Here is an 18,689-nt window from a genome sequence, read left to right as displayed (position 1 = left end):
GTCGGCCGGCCCAGCGCGAAAGAAACGGGTGGTCAGCCCGGTGCGAAGGGTCGGTGGTCAGCCCGCGAACCAGCGCACGGGCTTCGGCGCCAGGTTCTGGTAGACGTGCTTGGTCTCGCGGTACTCGGCGAGCCCGGCCGGGCCCAGCTCGCGGCCGATGCCGCTCTTGCCGAAGCCGCCCCACTCCGCCTGCGGGAGGTAGGGGTGGAAGTCGTTGATCCAGACGGTGCCGTGGCGAAGCCGTCCGGCGACGCGCCGCGCGCGGCCCGCGTCGGCGGTCCAGACGGCGCCGGCGAGCCCGTACTCGGTGTCGTTGGCGAGCGCGACGGCCTCGTCCTCGGTGCGGAACGTCTCGACCGTCAGGACGGGCCCGAAGACCTCCTCGCGGACGACGCGCATCTCGCGGTGGCACTGGTCGAGGACGGTCGGCTCGTAGAAGTACCCGTCGGCGGGCCGTACTTCGCTGGGCTCGGGCCGCTTGCCGCCGCTGCGCAGCACGGCGCCCTCGGCGAGGGCCGACGCCACGTACGACTCGGTCTTGTCGCGCTGCTGCGCGGAGACGAGGGGGCCGCACTCGACGCCCTCCTCGGTGCCGCGGCCGAGCCTGATCCGCTCGGCGCGGCGGGCGAGTTCGGCGACGAAGCGCTCGCGCACGGACTCCTCGACGATGAGCCGGGCACCGGCGGAGCAGACCTGTCCGCTGTGGATGAAGGCGGCGTTCAGCGCCTGGTCGACGGCGGTGTCGAAGCCTTCCTCGGTCTCGCAGGAGTCGGCGAAGACGACGTTCGGGTTCTTGCCGCCCAGTTCGAGGGCGATCTTCTTCACGTCGGCGGCCGCGGCCTGCGCGACCTTCGTGCCGCTGATCAGGCCGCCGGTGAAGGAGACGAGGTCGACGTCCGGGTGCTCGGCGAGCCGGGCGCCCACGGTGTGGCCGGGTCCGGTCACGATGTTGGCGACGCCCGCGGGAAGTCCGGCCTCCGCCAGGAGCTCGATGAGGACCACGGTGGTCAGCGGCGTGATCTCGCTCGGCTTGATGACGAAGGTGTTTCCGGCGGCGAGGGCCGGGGCGACCTTCCAACTGGCCTGGAGGAGCGGGTAGTTCCACGGCGTGATCAGGGAGCAGACGCCGACGGGCTCGTGCACGACCACGCTGTGGATCTCGTCGGACCCGGCATCGACGACGCGTCCGCCGCCCTCTCCGACGACCAGATCGGCGAAGTACCGGAAGGCGTCGGCGACACAGTCGACGTCGACGCGCCCTTCCTCGACGGTCTTGCCCGCGTCGCGGCTCTCGAGCAGACCGATCTTCTCCCGGTCGCGTACGAGGAGATCGGCGACGCGGCGCAGCAGGGCGGCGCGCTCGGCGACGGGCGTCGCCGGCCACGTTCCTTCGTCGAAGGCGCGGCGGGCGGCGGCGACGGCGGCGTCCGCGTCCTGCGTGCCGCCCTCGGCGATCAGCGCGAACGGCTGGGCATCCGCCGGGTCGAGAATCTCGCGCGTGGCCCCGGAGGCGGCGCTGCGCCACTCTCCGTCCACGAAAATGCTCTGGTTTTCAGACACGTCCCGTTTTGCCTTCCGTTCCCGAACAGTCCCCCTGAACATCGCGGAACTCCCTTTTCACGAAGAGCCTGCGACGTCGGAAGCCCCTGCCCTGGGGATCGGAAAGCATGCACAACCAGTGGCCGAAAGTGGCCTGCGTCACCGCTTAGATAACCAATAAGCCCGAAATGTCACCACTGGCGCCGCTACTCGGGGTACATGCCCCGTACAAACATGCCCTCTACAGGCATGCCCGGTGCAGGCATGCCGAGTACGGACCCGCGCGGCACAGACACGACCGGCACAAATGCCGCGCCCCCGCCCCTCCGGATCGACCGGACGGGCGGGGGCGCGGATGAGGCCGCGTGCAGGTGACCTACGGGTGCCTGCGGGACGCGTGGATCAGATGAGGCCGAGCTCGCGGACCGCGGCGCGCTCCTCCTCGAGCTCCTTCACCGACGCGTCGATGCGGGCGCGGGAGAACTCGTTGATGTCCAGGCCCTGGACGATCTCGTACTTGCCGTCCTTGGTGGTGACGGGGAAGGAGGAGATCAGGCCCTCCGGGACGCCGTAGGAGCCGTCCGACGGGATACCCATGGAGGTCCAGTCGCCCTCGGCGGTGCCGTTGACCCACGTGTGGACGTGGTCGATCGCGGCGTTCGCAGCCGAGGCGGCCGAGGACGCGCCACGGGCCTCGATGATCGCGGCGCCACGCTTGGCGACGGTCGGGATGAAGTCGTCGGCCAGCCACTTCTCGTCGCCGCCGATGGCCTCGATGGCCGGCTTGCCCGCGACGGACGCCTGGAAGATGTCCGGGTACTGGGTGGCGGAGTGGTTGCCCCAGATGGTGAGGCGCTTGATGTCCGCGACCGTCGTGCCGGTCTTCTTCGCGAGCTGCGTGAGCGCGCGGTTGTGGTCCAGACGCGTCATGGCCGTGAAGCGGTCGGCCGGTACGTCCGGGGCGGCGGCCTGCGCGATGAGCGCGTTCGTGTTGGCCGGGTTGCCGACGACGAGGACCTTGATGTCGTCCGCGGCGTTGTCGTTGATCGCCTTGCCCTGCGGCTTGAAGATGCCGCCGTTGGCGGAGAGCAGGTCGCCGCGCTCCATGCCCTTGGTGCGGGGGCGGGCGCCGACGAGGAGGGCGACGTTGGCGCCGTCGAACGCGACGTTCGGGTCGTCCGAGATCTCGATGTTCTGCAGCAGCGGGAAGGCGCAGTCGTCGAGCTCCATGGCGGTGCCCTCGGCGGCCTTGAGCGCCGGGGTGATCTCCAGGAGGCGCAGGTTGACCGGCACGTCCGCGCCGAGCAGCTGGCCGGAGGCGATGCGGAAGAGCAGTGCGTAGCCGATCTGGCCGGCTGCGCCGGTGACGGTGACGTTCACGGGAGTGCGGGTCATGGCGTTCTCCGTATGACAGCAGGGCTTTTTTTGATCGATCTCTCGGCATCAAGAGATCCGCCCGTCAGGCTATCGCGCCCCGGACCCCCCGCACCTCCGGGTGCATGTGGCCCGCCCCACAGAACACCCACTCCCCGCAGTGGGAGGCGACGCGACGGGAGCGGCGTCGCGACGCGAGAGGTGACGCAACGGCAAGCGGCCGCCTGCTCGGGAGAGGTGGGCAGACGGCCGCCTGTGGGGGGTGCCACTTGGTGACGACTCCCGTGGGGGTACTGCTCCGCCTGCCCCGGACCGGGGCAGGCATGCCCCCCATGTCGCATCGAATTTCGCGACGCCTCCGCCGTTACTGCGTGCAGCCCTTCTGGCCGGCCTTCAGCGTCGCGCAGGCCTTCGCCTCGCTCGCCTTCGTGACGGCCACCATCGGGGTGTACGCGTCGAGGTCCGCGTTGACCGTGCCCTTCTGCACACCGGTCGTGCCGGCCTGCTGGATCCGGACCTCGTCGCCCGGCGCCGCCTGCGTGATGCGCGCCCACGCGGCGCCGCACGTCTTGCTGTAGCGGACCTCGATCTTGGCCTGGCCGACGAGCACGGAGTCCGTGGTCCGCGCGAACTCGCCGCCGCAGCCCATCGCCTCGGGGTCCTTGCCGGTGCAGTCCTTGCCGCTGCACTGAACTCCCGCGGGCAGTTCGGGGGCGCTGCTGGTCGGCGTCGCCTCCGGCTTCGCGTTGTCTTCCGCCTCACCCTTGCCCGCGTCCGTGAGGTACAGGGCCGCGGCGATGACGACGAGCGCGCCCACGACGCCCGCGAGGAACATGGTCAGCCGGCGCTTGCGCCGCTGCCGGTCCGGCGAGCCGCCGCCGGTCCCCGGCTGCCCGGCCGGTCCGCTCCCGCCGCCCGCGTGGGCCCCCGCCCCGTCCGCGTGCGGAACGCCTCCCCCGGCGCGCTCACCCGGACGGAACCCCTGCTCCCTCGCGCCCCCGTACGGCAGCGAGTCCGCCAGGGGAGCCTGCCCCTGTGGCGGCACGGTCGGTGCGACGCCCGCGGGCCCCGCGACGCCGGTCGCGCCGCCGCCGGACGGCCTGGCCGCCGTCCTGCTGCCGCCGCCCGCGCTGCCGTTCTTGCCGTTCTTCGTGGCCGTAGGTCCGAACTCCCCGAGCGCTGCGCGCGCCTGGGAGATCCGTATCGCCTCCATCGTCATGTCGTGACGCATCTCGGAGCGGCTCCAGGCGCGCTCCGCGAGCTCCCACATGGTGGTCAGGTGGACCGGATTGGTACCCGTCACCTCGGCCAGGGTCACGATCGCGCGCTTGGGCGCGAGCAGCCGGCCGTTCAGATACCGCTCCCAGGACGTCTTGCTGTACCCGGTGCGGTCCGCGACCGCGGCGATGCTCAGTCCGCTGCGGTCGACGAGCCTGCGGAGCTGGCTTGCGAACTCCCTGACCTGCGGGTCGAGTTCATCCGGTAGCGCCCTCCAACGAGGCATTGCTTCCCCCTATTCCCCCCGTACGTGCCCTGATCCCCCGCGCCGCGCCCACCCCTCGCGCCGACCTCGGCCGGCGTCGGCTTCGCCGGCCCACTCTGGCTACCCAGTGGGATGCGCGAAGCCAGGATGTCAGTTCCGGAGGCGGGGGCGCACGGGGGCATTCGACGGCGTTCGGCCCACCGGCGCGCACCGTTGCACAACCGGAGACCCACGGTCCAGTGTCCCATCGGGGTCCCTCACCCCGCGCGGAACCCCGAACTCCCCAGCTCAGCGCCTGGGTCGCCCCGGACCGTCCCGATTGCCCACGTTAACCCCGCTGTTGGGGCAACAGACGGTAAATCCGCGAACTTGTCGATACATCAACACACTTCGACACAGGAGGAATGGCGCATTACGGCAAGCGTCCGGCGGACCGATCGTTGCCGTCCTCGCACACCGTGGCGGAATGGTCACTTCCGTGCCACAGCGGCCCGCTCAACCTTGAAGGACACCTGACGCGTCCATGACTCTGATGACCACGGCGAGGAGATCTCCACGGCGAGGGCGAGGCCCACGTGGACGACCCGGACCCCAAAGACCGGCGGCGCCCGTCCTCCCTCGGGGGAGAGGACGGGCGCCGCCTTGGTGCGTGCGCTGCGGGTCTCAGCTGATCGTGAAGTGCAGCGTGTCGTTCAGGAACGGGATGACCAGCAAGGGATGCGGCTCCACCATCAGCGCGAGCAGCACGATGACGACGCCCAGGAACCCGTACGTCACCATGTCGGTGAAACGGGAGCGCACCGCGAGCATGCCCACGGACGGGAGCGTCCAGCGCAGCACCGCACCGCCGATCAGGGCGACGCCGATCAGCAGCGTCCCGACGCGGAACACGTCGAACGCGGTGAGCAGCAGTCCGAGGCCCACCAGCGATATCACCGCGAGGATCGGCCACTGCCGCGCCGGGGCCGGGGCGTCGCCCGGCGCCGCGCGGCCGCCGCCCTCGGGGCGCGCGGTGTCCCTGGTGAAGAGCGGGAACCGGCGCGAGACGCGCCGCGGCTTTCCTTCGGCGTCCGGGGCCGACACCACACCCTTCGTGCCTTCCGGGGTGCCGGCGCCGGCGTCAGCCGACACCGTTCGCGTTCCGTTCGGCGGCCTCGACGACGTTCACGAGGAGCTGGGCGCGGGTCATGGGGCCGACGCCGCCCGGGTTCGGGGAGATCCACCCGGCGACCTCGGTGACGCCCGGGTGGACATCGCCGACGATCTTGCCGTTCTCGTCGCGCGAGACGCCGACGTCGAGCACGGCGGCGCCCGGCTTGATGTCCTCGGGCTTGATCAGGTGCGGGACGCCCGCGGCGGCTACGACGATGTCGGCGCGCTTGAGGTGGGCCGCCAGGTCACGAGTGCCGGTGTGGCACTGGGTGACGGTCGCGTTCTCGGACTTGCGGGTGAGCAGCAGCGGCATCGGGCGGCCGATGGTGACGCCGCGGCCGACGACCACGACCTCCGCGCCGTTGATCTCCACGCCGTGCTCGCGCAGCAGCGTGATGATGCCGAAGGGGGTGCAGGGCAGCGGCGCCGGCTCGTTCAGGACGAGGCGGCCGAGGTTCATCGGGTGCAGGCCGTCCGCGTCCTTGGCCGGGTCCATCAGCTCCAGGATGCGGTTCTCGTCGATGCCCTTGGGCAGCGGGAGCTGGACGATGTAGCCGGTGCAGGCGGGGTCCTCGTTGAGCTCGCGGACGACCGCCTCGATCTCCTCCTGCGTGGCGGTGGCCGGCAGGTGGCGCTGGATGGAGGCGATGCCGACCTGGGCGCAGTCGCGGTGCTTGCCCGCGACGTACTTCTGGCTGCCCGGGTCCTCACCGACCAGGACGGTGCCGAGGCCGGGCGTGACGCCCTTCTCCCTCAGGGCCGCCACGCGGGCGGACAGATCGGACTTGATCGCGGCTGCGGTGGCCTTGCCATCGAGAATCTGGGCGGTCATGCCCCCATCTTCGCGGATGGGACCGCCCCGGTTCCAATCCGGGCGTCCCAGCTTGATCACCGTTGTTGCACTTCCACAACGCATACGGAATGCGGCTGGACAAATAAGCCGCACCTAAAGAACCATGAGCGGCAACAGTGCCGCGGGCAGTACCGGGGGGACGACCGCTCTGTAGACCTTTCCTCCACTTGGTGCCGCGCGTTGTCCCCGCACTAAGGCAACGGAGGAAAAAGCCATGAGTTTCGGCGACCCGAACAACCCCTACGGTCCGCCGCAGGGTCAGCAGCCCGGCTACCCGCCGCAGGCGCCCCAGGCTCCCCAGGGCCAGCCCGGCTACGGCTACCCGCAGGGCCAGCCCCCGCAGCAGCCCGGCTACGGCTACCCGCAGGGCCAGCCCGCGTACCCCGGCTTCCCCGGCGGCAATGTCATGCCGATCGAGATGCCCGGCCTGATGAAGACCGCGCGCGTGCTCCTGTTCATCCTCGCCGGCTTCCAGCTCCTCTTCGGCATCATCGCGGGCATCGCGGTCGGCGCGGCACAGGACGTGTCCAACGGCGTCGGCTCCGGTGACGCCACGGACACGCTGGCCGGGCTCGGCTTCCTCATCGCGGCCCTCATGGTGGCCCTCGGCGCCCTGTCGATCTTCCTGGGCGTCAAGTTCAAGAACGGCGGAAGCGGCATCCGCATCACGACGATCGTCTACGCGTCGCTGATGATCATCGGCGGTCTCGTGAACACCATCAACGGCGGCGGCGGTTCGGCGACCTTCGGCGGACTCATCTCGCTCGCCATCGCCGGCATCATCCTCGGCTCCATGGTGAACAGCGCCGCGACCACCTGGTTCAACCGCCCGCGCTACTGATCGAGTTCGCGGCGAACCAGAGGCTTCCCGCCCTGCATCCGTAAGGGCCGCTCTCTCCCGTCACAGGGGGAGCGCGGCCCTTCGCCGTGTGGGCGGGCATGACGGCGGGCGGCACGAACTTCGGCCCCTACGAACAACCGGACGCCCGGCACCGTCGCGAAGTTCTACGAAAAGAACGGCCGCGGGCCGTGCCTTCACAGGGGAAGGCACGGCCCGCGGCCGTGTGCGAGGGGTCCGCTCAGTGGAAGAAGTGGCGCGTGCCGGTGAAGTACATCGTCACGCCCGCCTTCTTCGCGGCCTCGATGACCTGCTCGTCACGGATGGAGCCGCCGGGCTGGACGATCGCCTTCACACCCGCGTCGATCAGGATCTGCGGCCCGTCCGGGAACGGGAAGAACGCGTCCGACGCGGCGAAGGAGCCACGCGCCCGCTCCGCGCCCGCGCGCTCCACGGCCAGCTTGCAGGAGTCGACGCGGTTGACCTGACCCATGCCGACGCCGACCGAGGCACCGTCCTTGGCCAGCAGGATCGCGTTGCTCTTCACCGCGCGGCACGCCTTCCAGGCGAACGCCAGCTCGTCGAGCTCGCCCGGGGACAGCGCGTCGCCCGTGGCGAGGGTCCAGCTCGCCGGGTTGTCGCCGTCGGCCTGGACGCGGTCGGTGACCTGGAGGAGCGCGCCGCCGTCGATCTGCTTCGTCTCGACGACCGCCGACGGGCCACGGTGGGCACGCAGCACGCGGATGTTCTTCTTCTTGGTGAGGGCCTCGAGCGCGCCGTCCTCGTACTCGGGCGCGACGATGACCTCGGTGAAGATCTCCGCGACCTGCTCGGCCATCTCCTTGGTGACCGGACGGTTCACGGCGATCACACCGCCGTACGCGGAGACCGGGTCACAGGCGTGCGCCTTGCGGTGCGCCTCGGCGACGCTCGACGCGACCGCGACGCCGCAGGGGTTGGCGTGCTTGATGATCGCGACGCACGGGTCCTCGTGGTCGTACGCGGCACGGCGCGCGGCGTCCGTGTCCGTGTAGTTGTTGTACGACATCTCCTTGCCGTGCAGCTGCTCGGCCTCCGCGAGACCGCCGGTGCCGTCGACGTAGAGGGCGGCGCCCTGGTGCGGGTTCTCGCCGTAGCGCAGGACGTTCTTGCGCCCGTACGTCGCGCCGAGGAACTCGGGGAAGCCGCTCTCGTCGGCGGCCGCGTAGCCGTCGGCGAACCAGGACGCCACCGCGACGTCGTACGCCGCCGTGTGCTGGAAGGCCTCACCGGCGAGACGCTTGCGCGCGGTCAGGTCGAAGCCGCCGTCGCGGACGGCCGAGAGGACGTCGGCGTACCGGGCGGGGCTGGTGACGACGGCCACCGACGGGTGGTTCTTGGCGGCGGCACGCACCATCGAGGGGCCGCCGATGTCGATCTGCTCGACACACTCGTCGGGAGTGGCGCCCGAGGCGACGGTCTCCTTGAAGGGGTACAGGTTCACGACGACGAGCTGGAAGGGCTCCACGCCGAGCTCGGCGAGCTGGCGCTGGTGGTCCTCCAGGCGCAGGTCGGCGAGGATGCCCGCGTGGATCTTCGGGTGCAGCGTCTTGACGCGCCCGTCGAGGCACTCGGGGAAGCCCGTGAGCTCCTCGACCTTGGTGACGGGAACCCCGGCGGCGGCGATCTTCGCAGCGGTCGAGCCGGTCGACACCAGCTCCACGCCCGCCTCGTGCAGCCCGCGCGCGAGGTCTTCCAGACCGGTCTTGTCGTAGACGCTGACGAGCGCCCGGCGAATGGGCCGCTTGTTGCTCTCGGCGGTCACTGGATAACTACCTTTCGTCCCTCAATGCGATAGCCGTTGCGGGCCAGACGCCCCACGACATCGACGAGCAGCCTGCGCTCGACTTCCTTGATGCGCTCGTGCAGAGCGCTCGCGTCGTCCTCGTCCCGGACCTCGACCACGCCCTGAGCGATGATCGGGCCGGTGTCGACGCCGTCGTCGACGAAGTGGACGGTGCATCCGGTGACCTTGGCGCCGTACGCGAGCGCGTCGCGCACACCATGGGCCCCGGGAAAACTGGGGAGCAGGGCGGGGTGCGTGTTCACGAACCGCCCGCCGAACCGGGCGAGGAACTCCTTGCCCACGATCTTCATGAACCCGGCCGAGACCACGAGGTCCGGCTCGTACGCCGCCGTGGCCTCGGCGAGCGCCCGGTCCCACTCCTCGCGGGTGGCGAAGTCCTTCACCCGGCAGACGAAGGTGGGCAGGCCGGCGCGCTCGGCGCGCTCGAGCCCGGCGATGGAGTCACGGTCGGCGCCGACGGCCACGATCTCGGCGCCGTAACCCTCCGCGCCCTCGGCCGCGAGGGCGTCGAGCAGAGCCTGCAGATTCGTGCCTGATCCGGAGACCAGCACGACGAGCCGCTTGGCCACAGCGAGGGCCTTTCTCGGGAGTGCGTTTGTACGGTCGCACAAAGGCTTCATGGTTCCCGATACGGGGAACTCTACGAAGCGGTCGACCGTCAGCAACGATACCGGCACATGGAGCGGCCCCCACGGGACGGGGGCGCGGCCGGAAGGTAGCGTCTGTGGCGGATTCGCCGACCGAAGGAACGCCGCCCGCTCGCGGGACGTTCACTTCAGGACGGGCTCGCCCGCAGCCGCGCCACGATCGACCTAGGGGAAGACGCACACCTGATGCCGGACCGAAGCCTCCGCCTGCCGCTGCTGCCCGCCGGCTCGACCCTGCTGCGCGAAGGCCGTCCCACGCCTCCTCCGCCCCAGGACACACCGCCCAAGTCCTCCGATTCCGCCGACAAGTCCCCCGAGTCGCCCAAGTCCTCCAAGCCCTCCCATGACGACAACCCGTTCGCGGCGCCGCCCGAGGGCTCGCCCGACCGCCCGTGGCAGCCGCGCCGCCCCGAGGGCGGCCAGGACGGGCAGGGCGACGGGTCGGGCGGGGGCCGGAACCCGTGGGGCGGCCAGTGGAGCGACCGGCAGCCGGGCCGCGCCCAGGGCGGCGGCTTCGGCGACCGCCCCCGCCAGGGCGGTGGTCCCGGCGGCCAAGGCGGACCCGAAGGTCCTCAGGGACCCGGCTCCGGCATGCGCTGGGACCCGACGGACCCGGCCCAGCGCCGCGCGCGCTACGCCCTGCTCTCCGGCATGTGGGGCTTCTTCTTCGCCCTGTTCAGCTGGCCTTACGTGGCACTGCTGCTCGGCGCGCTCGCCCTGTACTGGGGCGTCAGCGCCCTGCGCGCCAAGCCCCGCAAGCCGAACCCGGACGCCCCGGCCCCCACGGGACCCGGCACCGGATCGAGACCGCAGACCACGGCGGCCGTCAGCGGCCTGGTCACCGGGTCCCTCGCCCTGGCACTGGTCGCCGCCACGTTCACGGCACAGCTGGTCTACAGCGACTACTACACGTGCGTGAACGACGCGCTGACCAGCGCGTCCCAGAAGGCGTGCAACGACAAGCTCCCGAAGGAACTGCGCCCCCTGCTCGGCACGCGCGACTAGGACGCGACCGCGACTAGGACGGGTCCTGCGGGCGCGGTTCTTCGGGGGCCGCGCCTCCGCTCCCCTCGGCACCCTCGTCCGGGCCCGTGTCCCTGCTCGTGTCCGACGCCTCCTTGAGCGCTGCCCAGCGCGCTTCCCTCGTGGCCTCGACCGGCCAGGGCCCGCCCGGGAAGGGATCCGCGGTGAACGGGTCCGCGGGGAAGAAGTCGTACGGCTCGAAGGCGGCGTCGGCCGACTCCGCCTTCCCGGCCCGAGTCGCCCCCTCCCCGCTCCGACGCGGCAGCCAGCTCTTCGGGGACGGAATCCGGGGGCGCCGCCACCACGACGGGGCCCGCTCCTCGAGCGGTTCCCCGGCCCGCTCCTCGAGCGGTTCCCCGGCCTGCCCCTTGAGCGCCTCACCGACCCGTCCCTCGATCGGCTCACCGATCCGTTCATCGCGCGGCACCCTGACCCGCCGGGCCCGCAGTCCCAGCACCACCGGCAGCCCCACCAGCGCCGTCCACCCCGTCGCCGCGAGCCCCGTCAACCACCCCACGGGCCCGAACTCCGCGAGTGCCGCGACGCCCATCGGCCCGCCGGCCGCCGCCGCGAGCCCCGCGAGGAACAGCCCGCACAGCACCGCCGCGACGGCCACCGCCAGTGCCGTACTCCCCCGTGACCACGCCTCGTCCCGCTCCCCGTGCCGGGGCGCCGCCGCCCCCGCCACGAACCACGCCACCGTCAGCCCGGACACGACCGGCACCGCCCCCGCCGACCAGCTGAGCGGCGACCCGGGTCCCGCTTCCGGCACCGCCGCGAGCAGCGGGAACGCGGGCAGCATCGGCCCCGACGACACACCGAGCGGCCCGACCACGCTTCCCCCGCCGAGCGTGACGCCGGGCCCGAGCGCGTACGCGGCGCCCCACACCGCCGCGTTCGGCACCAGCGCGGCGGCCAGCAGGAGCACCGCGAGCCGCCCCGACCACACGTCCGTCATCTGCTCGAACGAATGCCGCATCGCGCCCGTGTGCCACACCGCCGACGCCGCCACGACCAGCGCGCCGCCCGCCACGAGCACGAGCGCCCCGGCGGCCGCGGCCCGCGCGGCGACCGGCAGCACACGTCGCAGGAACGCCTCACGCCTGCCGGCCGGGAGGGCGTCGAGACGATGGCGCAGGGGTGCGGGCAGCGGGGCGCTCGGGCGGCCGTGGGCCGTCCAGATGCCGGCGCCCGCGGCGGCCACGGCGACAAGCGTCAGATGCGCGGTGACGCTCGGCCAGGCCGGCCGCAACTCACCGCCCGACGCGTAGAACGCGGCGCCGCCGCCCACCAGCAGATACCCGGCCACGACCCCGCACCACGCCGTCCACCAGGCCATCCGCGGGGCGTCCCCGTCGTCCTCGCCCTCCACCGCGTCACGCGCCGCACGGTGCAGCAGCCACACCGGAAGCACCAGAAGGAGCAGTGGCGCGACACCGATCGGCGCCGGGGTCCCGGAGAGCGTGTCCGTCCTGATGACCTCGGCGCCGTGCGCGAGCAGCCACAGCGCGGCGGCGGCGTGCAGGGCACCCCCGGGACCGCTGTCCGGATAGGGCGAACTGATCCACAGCACCATGACGAGCACGGCGGACGAGCCGAGCCCCAGCCCGGCCGCGAGGACCCCGCCGAAGAAGCAGGCGGCAGGCCCCGGGGAGCGGTCACGCACGCGGGAGAGCAGGAGCGGCAACGACAGGCCGCGGTCGGTCATTTGGGTCACGCGGCCATGCTCCCAATGACACACACATTAGTCGCGCAACAGGCGAAGACCGGATGTGTCGCTCAAGATACGTTTATGTAGTTTTTCATGCGAAAGGGTGTGTGGAGTTCCCTATGACGCAGAGCCCTCCCTCCCCGCTGCCGGCCCCCAACGAGCGCCGCAGGCTCCGCGAGTCGAAGTCGCTGACCCAGGCTCAGGTCGCCGCGGAAGTAGGCGTCACCCGCGAAACGGTCCGCGCATGGGAATCCGGACGCAGCACGCCGAGAGGCCGCAAGAGGGAGACCTACGCGAAGTTGCTGGCGAGCGTCGAGGCGGACGCACAAGCACCGGCCGCCGCCGAGTCCGTGGCCACCGCCACGGCAGCGCCCGTCCGGAGCAGACGATCCGTCGGAAACTGGGACTCCGCCCCGCTCGACCGGGGCCAGGAGCGCGGCGTCGGGTGGGTGCGGCCCGCGGCCGAGGCCGAAGCGGGTGAGAGCCCCGACCCGGCGGAGTCGAACGGCGCCACGGAGGCCTTCGACCGGCTCTACGCCCACGCGGCCCCCGGCCTGGTTCGCCAGGCCTACCTCCTCACCGGCCGCCGCACCCTCGCCAGGGAGTCCGTGGAGCGCGCCTTTCAGCTCGCCTGGCAGCGCTGGCCCGAGGTCGCCGTGGACCGCGATCCCGCCGGCTGGGTCAGGGCCGCCGCGTATGAGTACGCCATGTCGCCCTGGCACCGGCTCCGCCCGAGCCACCGGAACCCCGAGGCGCCGCCCGCCGACGCCGACCACCGCGCGCTGCTCGACGTACTCCTGAGCCTGCCGTCCTCCTACCGCCGCACCCTGCTCCTCTACGACGGCGTCGGGCTCGATCTGCCCGAGACCGCGGCCGAGACGGAGGCCACCACGCCCGCGGCGGCGCAGCGGCTGCTCCACGCGCGGGAGGCCGTCGCCGAGCGGCTGCCCGCCCTCGCCGTGCCCGACCAGCTCCACCGGCGGCTGACCGAACTCGCGGGCGCCGAGAAGCTCCAGGCCCCCAAGTCGACCCTCGTCCGCACCGACGGCGAGCGCCGGACCCGGTTCTGGACCCGCTCGGCCATCGCCTTCACCGTCCTGATCGTCGGCGCGACGGCCCTCACGCTGCGCACCGCCCCGACCCGCTACGAACCCGTTCCCGCCCCCGGCGCCATGATCAGCGGCGTACCGCTCAGGACGGGGCCGGGACCGCTCTCGCAAGCGGACAAGAAGCTGCGCGACAAGCTGCACAAGTCGACAAAGAGCGGCCCGCACCGCCTCGCCCCCGAGGTCGACTGACCCCACGGGCTTCCCGTACGGGCTTCTCTCACGGTTTCCCGCACGGGCGAACGACAGTGGGCCCGCACCCCCGGAAGGGTGCGGGCCCACTGATGTCAGGCAGGTGGCGGAACTACGAGAGCAGCTCGCGCGCCAGCTTGGCCGTCTCGGTCGGCGTCTTGCCGACCTTCACGCCGGCGGCCTCGAGGGCCTCCTTCTTGGCCTGTGCGGTGCCAGAAGAGCCGGACACGATCGCGCCCGCGTGACCCATCGTCTTGCCCTCGGGGGCGGTGAAGCCCGCGACGTAGCCGACGACCGGCTTGGTGACGTGCTTGGCGATGTAGTCCGCCGCACGCTCCTCGGCGTCGCCGCCGATCTCGCCGATCATCACGATCAGGTCGGTGTCGGGGTCGGCCTCGAACGCCTCGAGAGCGTCGATGTGCGTCGTACCGATGACCGGGTCGCCACCGATGCCGACGGCGGACGAGAAGCCGATGTCACGGAGCTCGTACATCATCTGGTACGTCAGCGTGCCGGACTTCGAGACCAGGCCGATGCGGCCCGGCTTCGTGATGTCGCCCGGGATGATGCCGGCGTTCGACTGGCCCGGGGTGATGAGACCGGGGCAGTTCGGGCCGATGATGCGGGTCTTGTTGCCCTTCGACTTCGCGTACGCCCAGAAGGCGGCGGAGTCGTGGACGGCGATGCCCTCGGTGATGACGACCGCGAGGGGGATCTCGGCGTCGATCGCCTCGACGACGGCGGCCTTGGAGAAGGCCGGCGGCACGAAGAGGACGGACACGTTGGCGCCCGTCGCCTCCATGGCCTCCTTGACCGTCCCGAAGACCGGGACCTCGGTGCCGTCGAAGTCGACGGAGGTGCCGGCCTTGCGCGGGTTCACGCCGCCGACGATGTTCGTGCCGTCACCGAGCATGAGCTTGGTGTGCTTCATGCCCGTGGCACCGGTCATGCCCTGGACGATGACCTTGCTGTCCTTGGTGAGGAAGATAGCCATGGTGGTCTGAGTCCCTCTTCCTTACTTCGCAGCCGCGGCGAGCTCGGCGGCCTTGTCGGCCGCGCCGTCCATGGTGTCCACACGCTGGACGAGCGGGTGGTTGGCGTCGCTGAGGATCTTGCGACCCAGCTCCGCGTTGTTGCCGTCGAGTCGCACGACCAGCGGCTTGGTGACCTCTTCGCCCTTGTCGGCGAGGAGCGCCAGGGCCTGCACGATGCCGTTGGCGACCTCGTCACAGGCGGTGATGCCGCCGAAGACGTTGACGAACACGGACTTGACGTCCGGGTCGCCGAGGATGATCTCCAGGCCGTTCGCCATCACCTGGGCGGACGCGCCGCCACCGATGTCGAGGAAGTTGGCCGGCTTCACGCCGCCGTGGTTCTCACCGGCGTACGCGACGACGTCCAGGGTCGACATGACCAGACCGGCACCGTTACCGATGATGCCGACCTCGCCGTCGAGCTTGACGTAGTTGAGGTTCTTGGCCTTGGCGGCAGCCTCGAGCGGGTTGGCTGCGTCCTTGTCCTCGAGCGCCTCGTGCTCGGGCTGGCGGAAGTCCGCGTTCTCGTCGAGAGAGACCTTGCCGTCAAGGGCGATGACCTTGCCGGAGGCGACCTTGGCGAGCGGGTTCACCTCGACGAGGAGGGCGTCCTCCTTGATGAAGGTGTCCCACAGGGTGACGAGGATGTCGGCGACCTGGTCGGCGACCTCGGCCGGGAACTTCGCCTTGGCGACGATCTCCTGGGCCTTCTCCTTGGAGACACCCTCGTTGGCGTCGACCGGCACCTTCGCGAGGGCGTCGGGGTTCTCCTCCGCGACGACCTCGATCTCCACGCCGCCCTGGACGGACGCCATGGCGAGGAAGGTGCGGTTGGTGCGGTCGAGGAGGTACGAGACGTAGTACTCCTCGAGGATCTCCGGAGCGGTCTCGGCGATCATCACCTTGTGGACCGTGTGGCCCTTGATGTCCATCCCGAGGATGTCCGTCGCGCGGGCGACGGCCTCGTCCGGGGTGGCGGCGAGCTTGACGCCGCCTGCCTTGCCACGGCCGCCGACCTTCACCTGCGCCTTGACGACCGACTTGCCGCCCAGTCGCTCGGTGGCCTCGCGCGCCGCCTCAGGCGTGTCGATGACTTCACCGGCCAGCACCGGTACACCGTGCTTGGCGAAGAGGTCCCTCGCCTGGTACTCGAACAGGTCCACGCGCGTCCGTCCCTTTTCCGTGATCTCGCTGCGATCTCGCTGCTTTGTGGTCAGCTGTCTGCGTGGGCGTGCCGCGAAGGGCAACGTGACTGCGCTGTCACAAGGGAGGCGTAGGACGGAGTCCGGTACGCGGCATGTCCGTCTCGCAGGTTATCGCCGCTCGCCCGGGGTCCCTAAATCGCAGATCACACCTGAGCGGTGATAACAGTCACAGAGCGGGGCCCCACCGGCCTGGGGTACGCCCGGTGGGGCCCCTGAGAGCCCCTGAAAGACCCGGTGGGAGGACCTGGAGAGCCCTGCCGCCGGACCGGGAAGGGCCCGGGCGGGTGATCCTCACCCCAATGAGGACCACCCGCCGCCATCTGCCGGGCCGGGCCCCGGCCTGTCACTCCGGTCCCCGGATGCCCGCAGACGACGTATTCAGTCCGCCTGCTTCGGTCCGCCGACGCGTTCCGCGGTTGCGGAGGCGGACTTCTCAGTTGCGGAACCTCAGATGCCGAGGCCGTTGGCGGCGGCGTCCGTGGCGTTCGTCAGGTAGCTGGGGGCGACCGAGGCGGCCACACCCTGGACACCCTGAACCGCGTTCCCGGCGAGCGGCTGCGCGTCGGCGCCGACCGTGCCGGTCAGGTTCTGCGCGAACGGCGAGACCTCACCGACGACCCCGCCGGCGAACGGCGTCACGTCGCCGACCACACCGCCGGCGAACGGCGCGACGTCGCCCACGACCCCCTGCGCCAGGTACGTCGCGCTGCCGCCGACACCCTGCACGACCGGCTGCACCTGGTCGTACACGGCCTGGACGAGGGGCTGGACCGCGCCGACGACCCCGCCCGTGAACGGCGTCACGTCGTCCGCGACGACCGACTGCGCGAAGGGCTGGACCTGGCCCACGACCCCGTCCGCGAACGGCGTGACGTGGCCGACGACGCCACCGGCGAACGGCGTCACGTCACCGACCGCACCGCCCGCGAGCGTGCCGACGTCACCGACGGCCTGTCCGGCGACCGGGACCACGCCGTGCACGGCGGTCGCGGCGATGGGGGGAAGCACCGCGGCCGAGGTCTCGTCGACGACGGGACCGGCGGCGGTCGTCACTCCGCCCACGGCACCGGAGGCGGTGGCCGGGACGTTCTGGGCGTGGCCCGGGACCTGCGCCGCGGTGCCGTACGCCTGGGCGGCGATGCCCTGGACCTGAGCGGTGGCGCCCTGGACCCGGCCCTGCGCGCCGGTCACCGTGCGGTCGACGTCGGGGGCGAACGCGGACAGGGGGCCGAACAGGTAGTCGATCTCCTGGGCGGCACCGTCCTGGACGGCTGCGGCCCGGTCGCCGGCGTTCTGCGCGACGGCGTCGGCCGACACGTTCGGGACCCCGGCGGTGTGGGCGTGCACGGCGCGGGCGGCGGCGGTGCGGGCGGTGTCGGCGACGGTGGTGACGCCCTCGACGTAGGTGCGGGCCTGCTGCTTGGCGTGCGCGGCGGCCGCCTCGACCCGGGCGTCGGCGTGCCGGACGGTGCCCTGGGCGCCGGTGACGGCCGGACCGGCCTGGGGAGCGGCCTTGGCGGCGGTGCCGGAGACGGTTCCGGAGACCGTGGAGGCGGCGCCGGACGCGGTCGTCCGGGCCTGGCCGGTCACGCCCGCCACGGTGTCCTGGGCCTTGCCGGTGACCGAACCGACGGTGCCGTGGGTGACGTCGTCGACGGTGCCCTGGACGTGGGAGACCGTGCCCTGCACATCGGCGACCACGTCACCGGCCAGGTCCGGCACCGCCACGGAGTGGGCGGGCAGTTCGTCGGCGCTGGCGACGGCGGAGCCGAGCGCCCACGCACCGGAGACGCCGGCGGCTATCACGATGGAACGGCGGATGTTCTTGTTCATGCTTGCGTCAGATCCTTCGAATTCTCATGTCCGGTCCGGCGCTGGAGCGGTCCAGCGGTGGGCCGGCGGCGTCCGGCCGGAGTGGTCCGGTCGGCGGGCAGACCTGTGCCGCCCCCGCGCGGCAGGTCACGTGCGGGGAACGGGCTGCCCTAGCCGGGGAATTCGGGGATGTCTCGGTGCCTGTCGCGGGTGGGCGCGGCGTGGGAGGACGCCGTCGCCCCGGGCAGCAGCCGGGCCGTGGCGCCGCTGCCGAAGGCTGCCGCGGCGAGATCGGAGTGCCGCGTCGAACTGCCGTCCCCCGCCGACTGCCCGACCGCGCTGCCGCTGGGGAACGCGGGGGCGGGGGCGGGAGTCGAGGTTCCGGCCGCCTTGGTGGCCGGGGTCCGTGCGGGTACGGCGTTGGCGCCCGCCGGGGCGAACATGTCGCCGACGGCTTCGGTCACCTCTCGCTTGCCGTGCCGCTTGACGTGACTGTGCCCGGCGACCGCACGGGTTCCGGCGCTCGGTGCCGGTGCCGCGTGGGCTCCGTCCCCTGCCGGACCGGGGGTGCCGGGTTCGCCGGGCCGGCCCGGGATGCCGGGCAGACCCGGCATCGACGGCGGCGCGGGCAGGAACCGCGGCGGAGCCTCGTCGGCGAGCTCGCCCAAGATCCCTCCGGCGAACTCACCCACTTCCCGGACCTCTTCCCGCACGGTGTCCCGAACCGTTCCCCGCACGTCGCGTACCTCTCGTACGGCGGGTGCGGCGACCTGGGTCGGGAGCGGCTCGGCCACACGGGTCCGGACGGGCTCGACCACGCGCTTCCTGACGGGCTCCACGGCCTGCTCCCGCACGGCCCCGACTGCTCGGGAAC

Annotated in this window: 14 protein-coding genes and 1 pseudogene; 3 read left to right on the top strand and 12 right to left on the bottom strand. The window is 71.8% G+C overall.

Annotated features, from left to right (window positions below; genetic code table 11):
- Positions 1–57: 57 nt before the first annotated feature.
- The 5 genes from LGI35_RS27005 to LGI35_RS26985 form a co-directional block, all read right to left on the bottom strand.
- Complete coding sequence (locus tag LGI35_RS27005) at positions 58–1,602, bottom strand: aldehyde dehydrogenase family protein (protein ID WP_227296858.1); 1,545 nt, start codon at positions 1,600–1,602, stop codon at positions 58–60.
- 339 nt (positions 1,603–1,941) lie between these two features.
- Entirely contained in the window at positions 1,942–2,934 is a 993-nt protein-coding gene (locus LGI35_RS27000; RefSeq protein WP_227296857.1) for a malate dehydrogenase, read from the bottom strand.
- Positions 2,935–3,277: 343 nt separating this feature from the next.
- Positions 3,278–4,417, bottom strand: a complete 1,140-nt coding sequence (locus LGI35_RS26995) for an XRE family transcriptional regulator (RefSeq protein ID WP_227296856.1) — start codon at positions 4,415–4,417, stop codon at positions 3,278–3,280.
- 642 nt (positions 4,418–5,059) lie between these two features.
- A complete protein-coding gene (locus tag LGI35_RS26990; RefSeq protein WP_323182876.1) occupies positions 5,060–5,482 on the bottom strand; it encodes a DUF3017 domain-containing protein in 423 nt (140 codons plus the stop codon).
- A gap of 34 nt (positions 5,483–5,516) precedes the next feature.
- Positions 5,517–6,380, bottom strand: coding sequence for a bifunctional methylenetetrahydrofolate dehydrogenase/methenyltetrahydrofolate cyclohydrolase (locus tag LGI35_RS26985; protein WP_227296854.1), 864 nt, complete (start codon positions 6,378–6,380; stop codon positions 5,517–5,519).
- A gap of 235 nt (positions 6,381–6,615) precedes the next feature.
- On the opposite strand from LGI35_RS26985, the gene LGI35_RS26980 reads away from it, so the two are divergent.
- Positions 6,616–7,242, top strand: coding sequence for a hypothetical protein (locus tag LGI35_RS26980; RefSeq protein WP_227296853.1), 627 nt, complete (start codon positions 6,616–6,618; stop codon positions 7,240–7,242).
- A 238-nt stretch (positions 7,243–7,480) separates the two neighbouring features.
- Here the strand turns inward: LGI35_RS26980 and purH are convergent, their stop codons facing one another.
- Together purH and purN are read right to left on the bottom strand one after the other, a co-directional pair.
- Positions 7,481–9,043, bottom strand: a complete 1,563-nt coding sequence (gene purH / locus LGI35_RS26975) for a bifunctional phosphoribosylaminoimidazolecarboxamide formyltransferase/IMP cyclohydrolase (RefSeq protein ID WP_227296852.1) — start codon at positions 9,041–9,043, stop codon at positions 7,481–7,483.
- Complete coding sequence (purN, locus tag LGI35_RS26970) at positions 9,040–9,705, bottom strand: phosphoribosylglycinamide formyltransferase (RefSeq protein WP_227296851.1); 666 nt, start codon at positions 9,703–9,705, stop codon at positions 9,040–9,042. Before purN ends, purH begins: the two co-directional genes overlap by 4 nt.
- Before the next feature lie 213 nt (positions 9,706–9,918).
- Here purN and LGI35_RS26965 point away from each other — a divergent pair, with 213 nt between their 5' ends.
- A complete protein-coding gene (locus LGI35_RS26965) occupies positions 9,919–10,737 on the top strand; it encodes a hypothetical protein (RefSeq protein WP_227296850.1) in 819 nt (272 codons plus the stop codon).
- Between the two features lie 475 nt (positions 10,738–11,212).
- Here the strand turns inward: LGI35_RS26965 and LGI35_RS26960 are convergent.
- A pseudogene (locus LGI35_RS26960) lies at positions 11,213–12,331 on the bottom strand (cell division protein PerM); the annotation flags it as partial.
- A 254-nt stretch (positions 12,332–12,585) separates the two neighbouring features.
- On the opposite strand from LGI35_RS26960, the gene LGI35_RS26955 reads away from it, so the two are divergent.
- A complete protein-coding gene (locus tag LGI35_RS26955) occupies positions 12,586–13,764 on the top strand; it encodes a helix-turn-helix domain-containing protein (protein WP_227296849.1) in 1,179 nt (392 codons plus the stop codon).
- A gap of 112 nt (positions 13,765–13,876) precedes the next feature.
- Here the strand turns inward: LGI35_RS26955 and sucD are convergent, their stop codons facing one another.
- The 4 genes from sucD to LGI35_RS26935 form a co-directional block, all read right to left on the bottom strand.
- Positions 13,877–14,758, bottom strand: coding sequence for a succinate--CoA ligase subunit alpha (gene sucD / locus LGI35_RS26950; RefSeq protein ID WP_116510887.1), 882 nt, complete (start codon positions 14,756–14,758; stop codon positions 13,877–13,879).
- Between the two features lie 21 nt (positions 14,759–14,779).
- Positions 14,780–15,961, bottom strand: a complete 1,182-nt coding sequence (gene sucC / locus LGI35_RS26945; RefSeq protein WP_116510889.1) for an ADP-forming succinate--CoA ligase subunit beta — start codon at positions 15,959–15,961, stop codon at positions 14,780–14,782.
- A gap of 489 nt (positions 15,962–16,450) precedes the next feature.
- Positions 16,451–17,836 (bottom strand): hypothetical protein, encoded by a 1,386-nt coding sequence (locus tag LGI35_RS26940; RefSeq protein ID WP_227296848.1) that lies wholly within the window; start codon positions 17,834–17,836, stop codon positions 16,451–16,453.
- Between the two features lie 149 nt (positions 17,837–17,985).
- Positions 17,986–18,654, bottom strand: coding sequence for a hypothetical protein (locus LGI35_RS26935; RefSeq protein ID WP_227300773.1), 669 nt, complete (start codon positions 18,652–18,654; stop codon positions 17,986–17,988).
- Positions 18,655–18,689 lie beyond the last annotated feature (35 nt).

Source organism: Streptomyces longhuiensis, assembly GCF_020616555.1.
GTDB classification, from domain to species: Bacteria; Actinomycetota; Actinomycetes; order Streptomycetales; family Streptomycetaceae; genus Streptomyces; species Streptomyces longhuiensis.
This window is presented reverse-complemented; position numbering and strand designations above follow the sequence as displayed.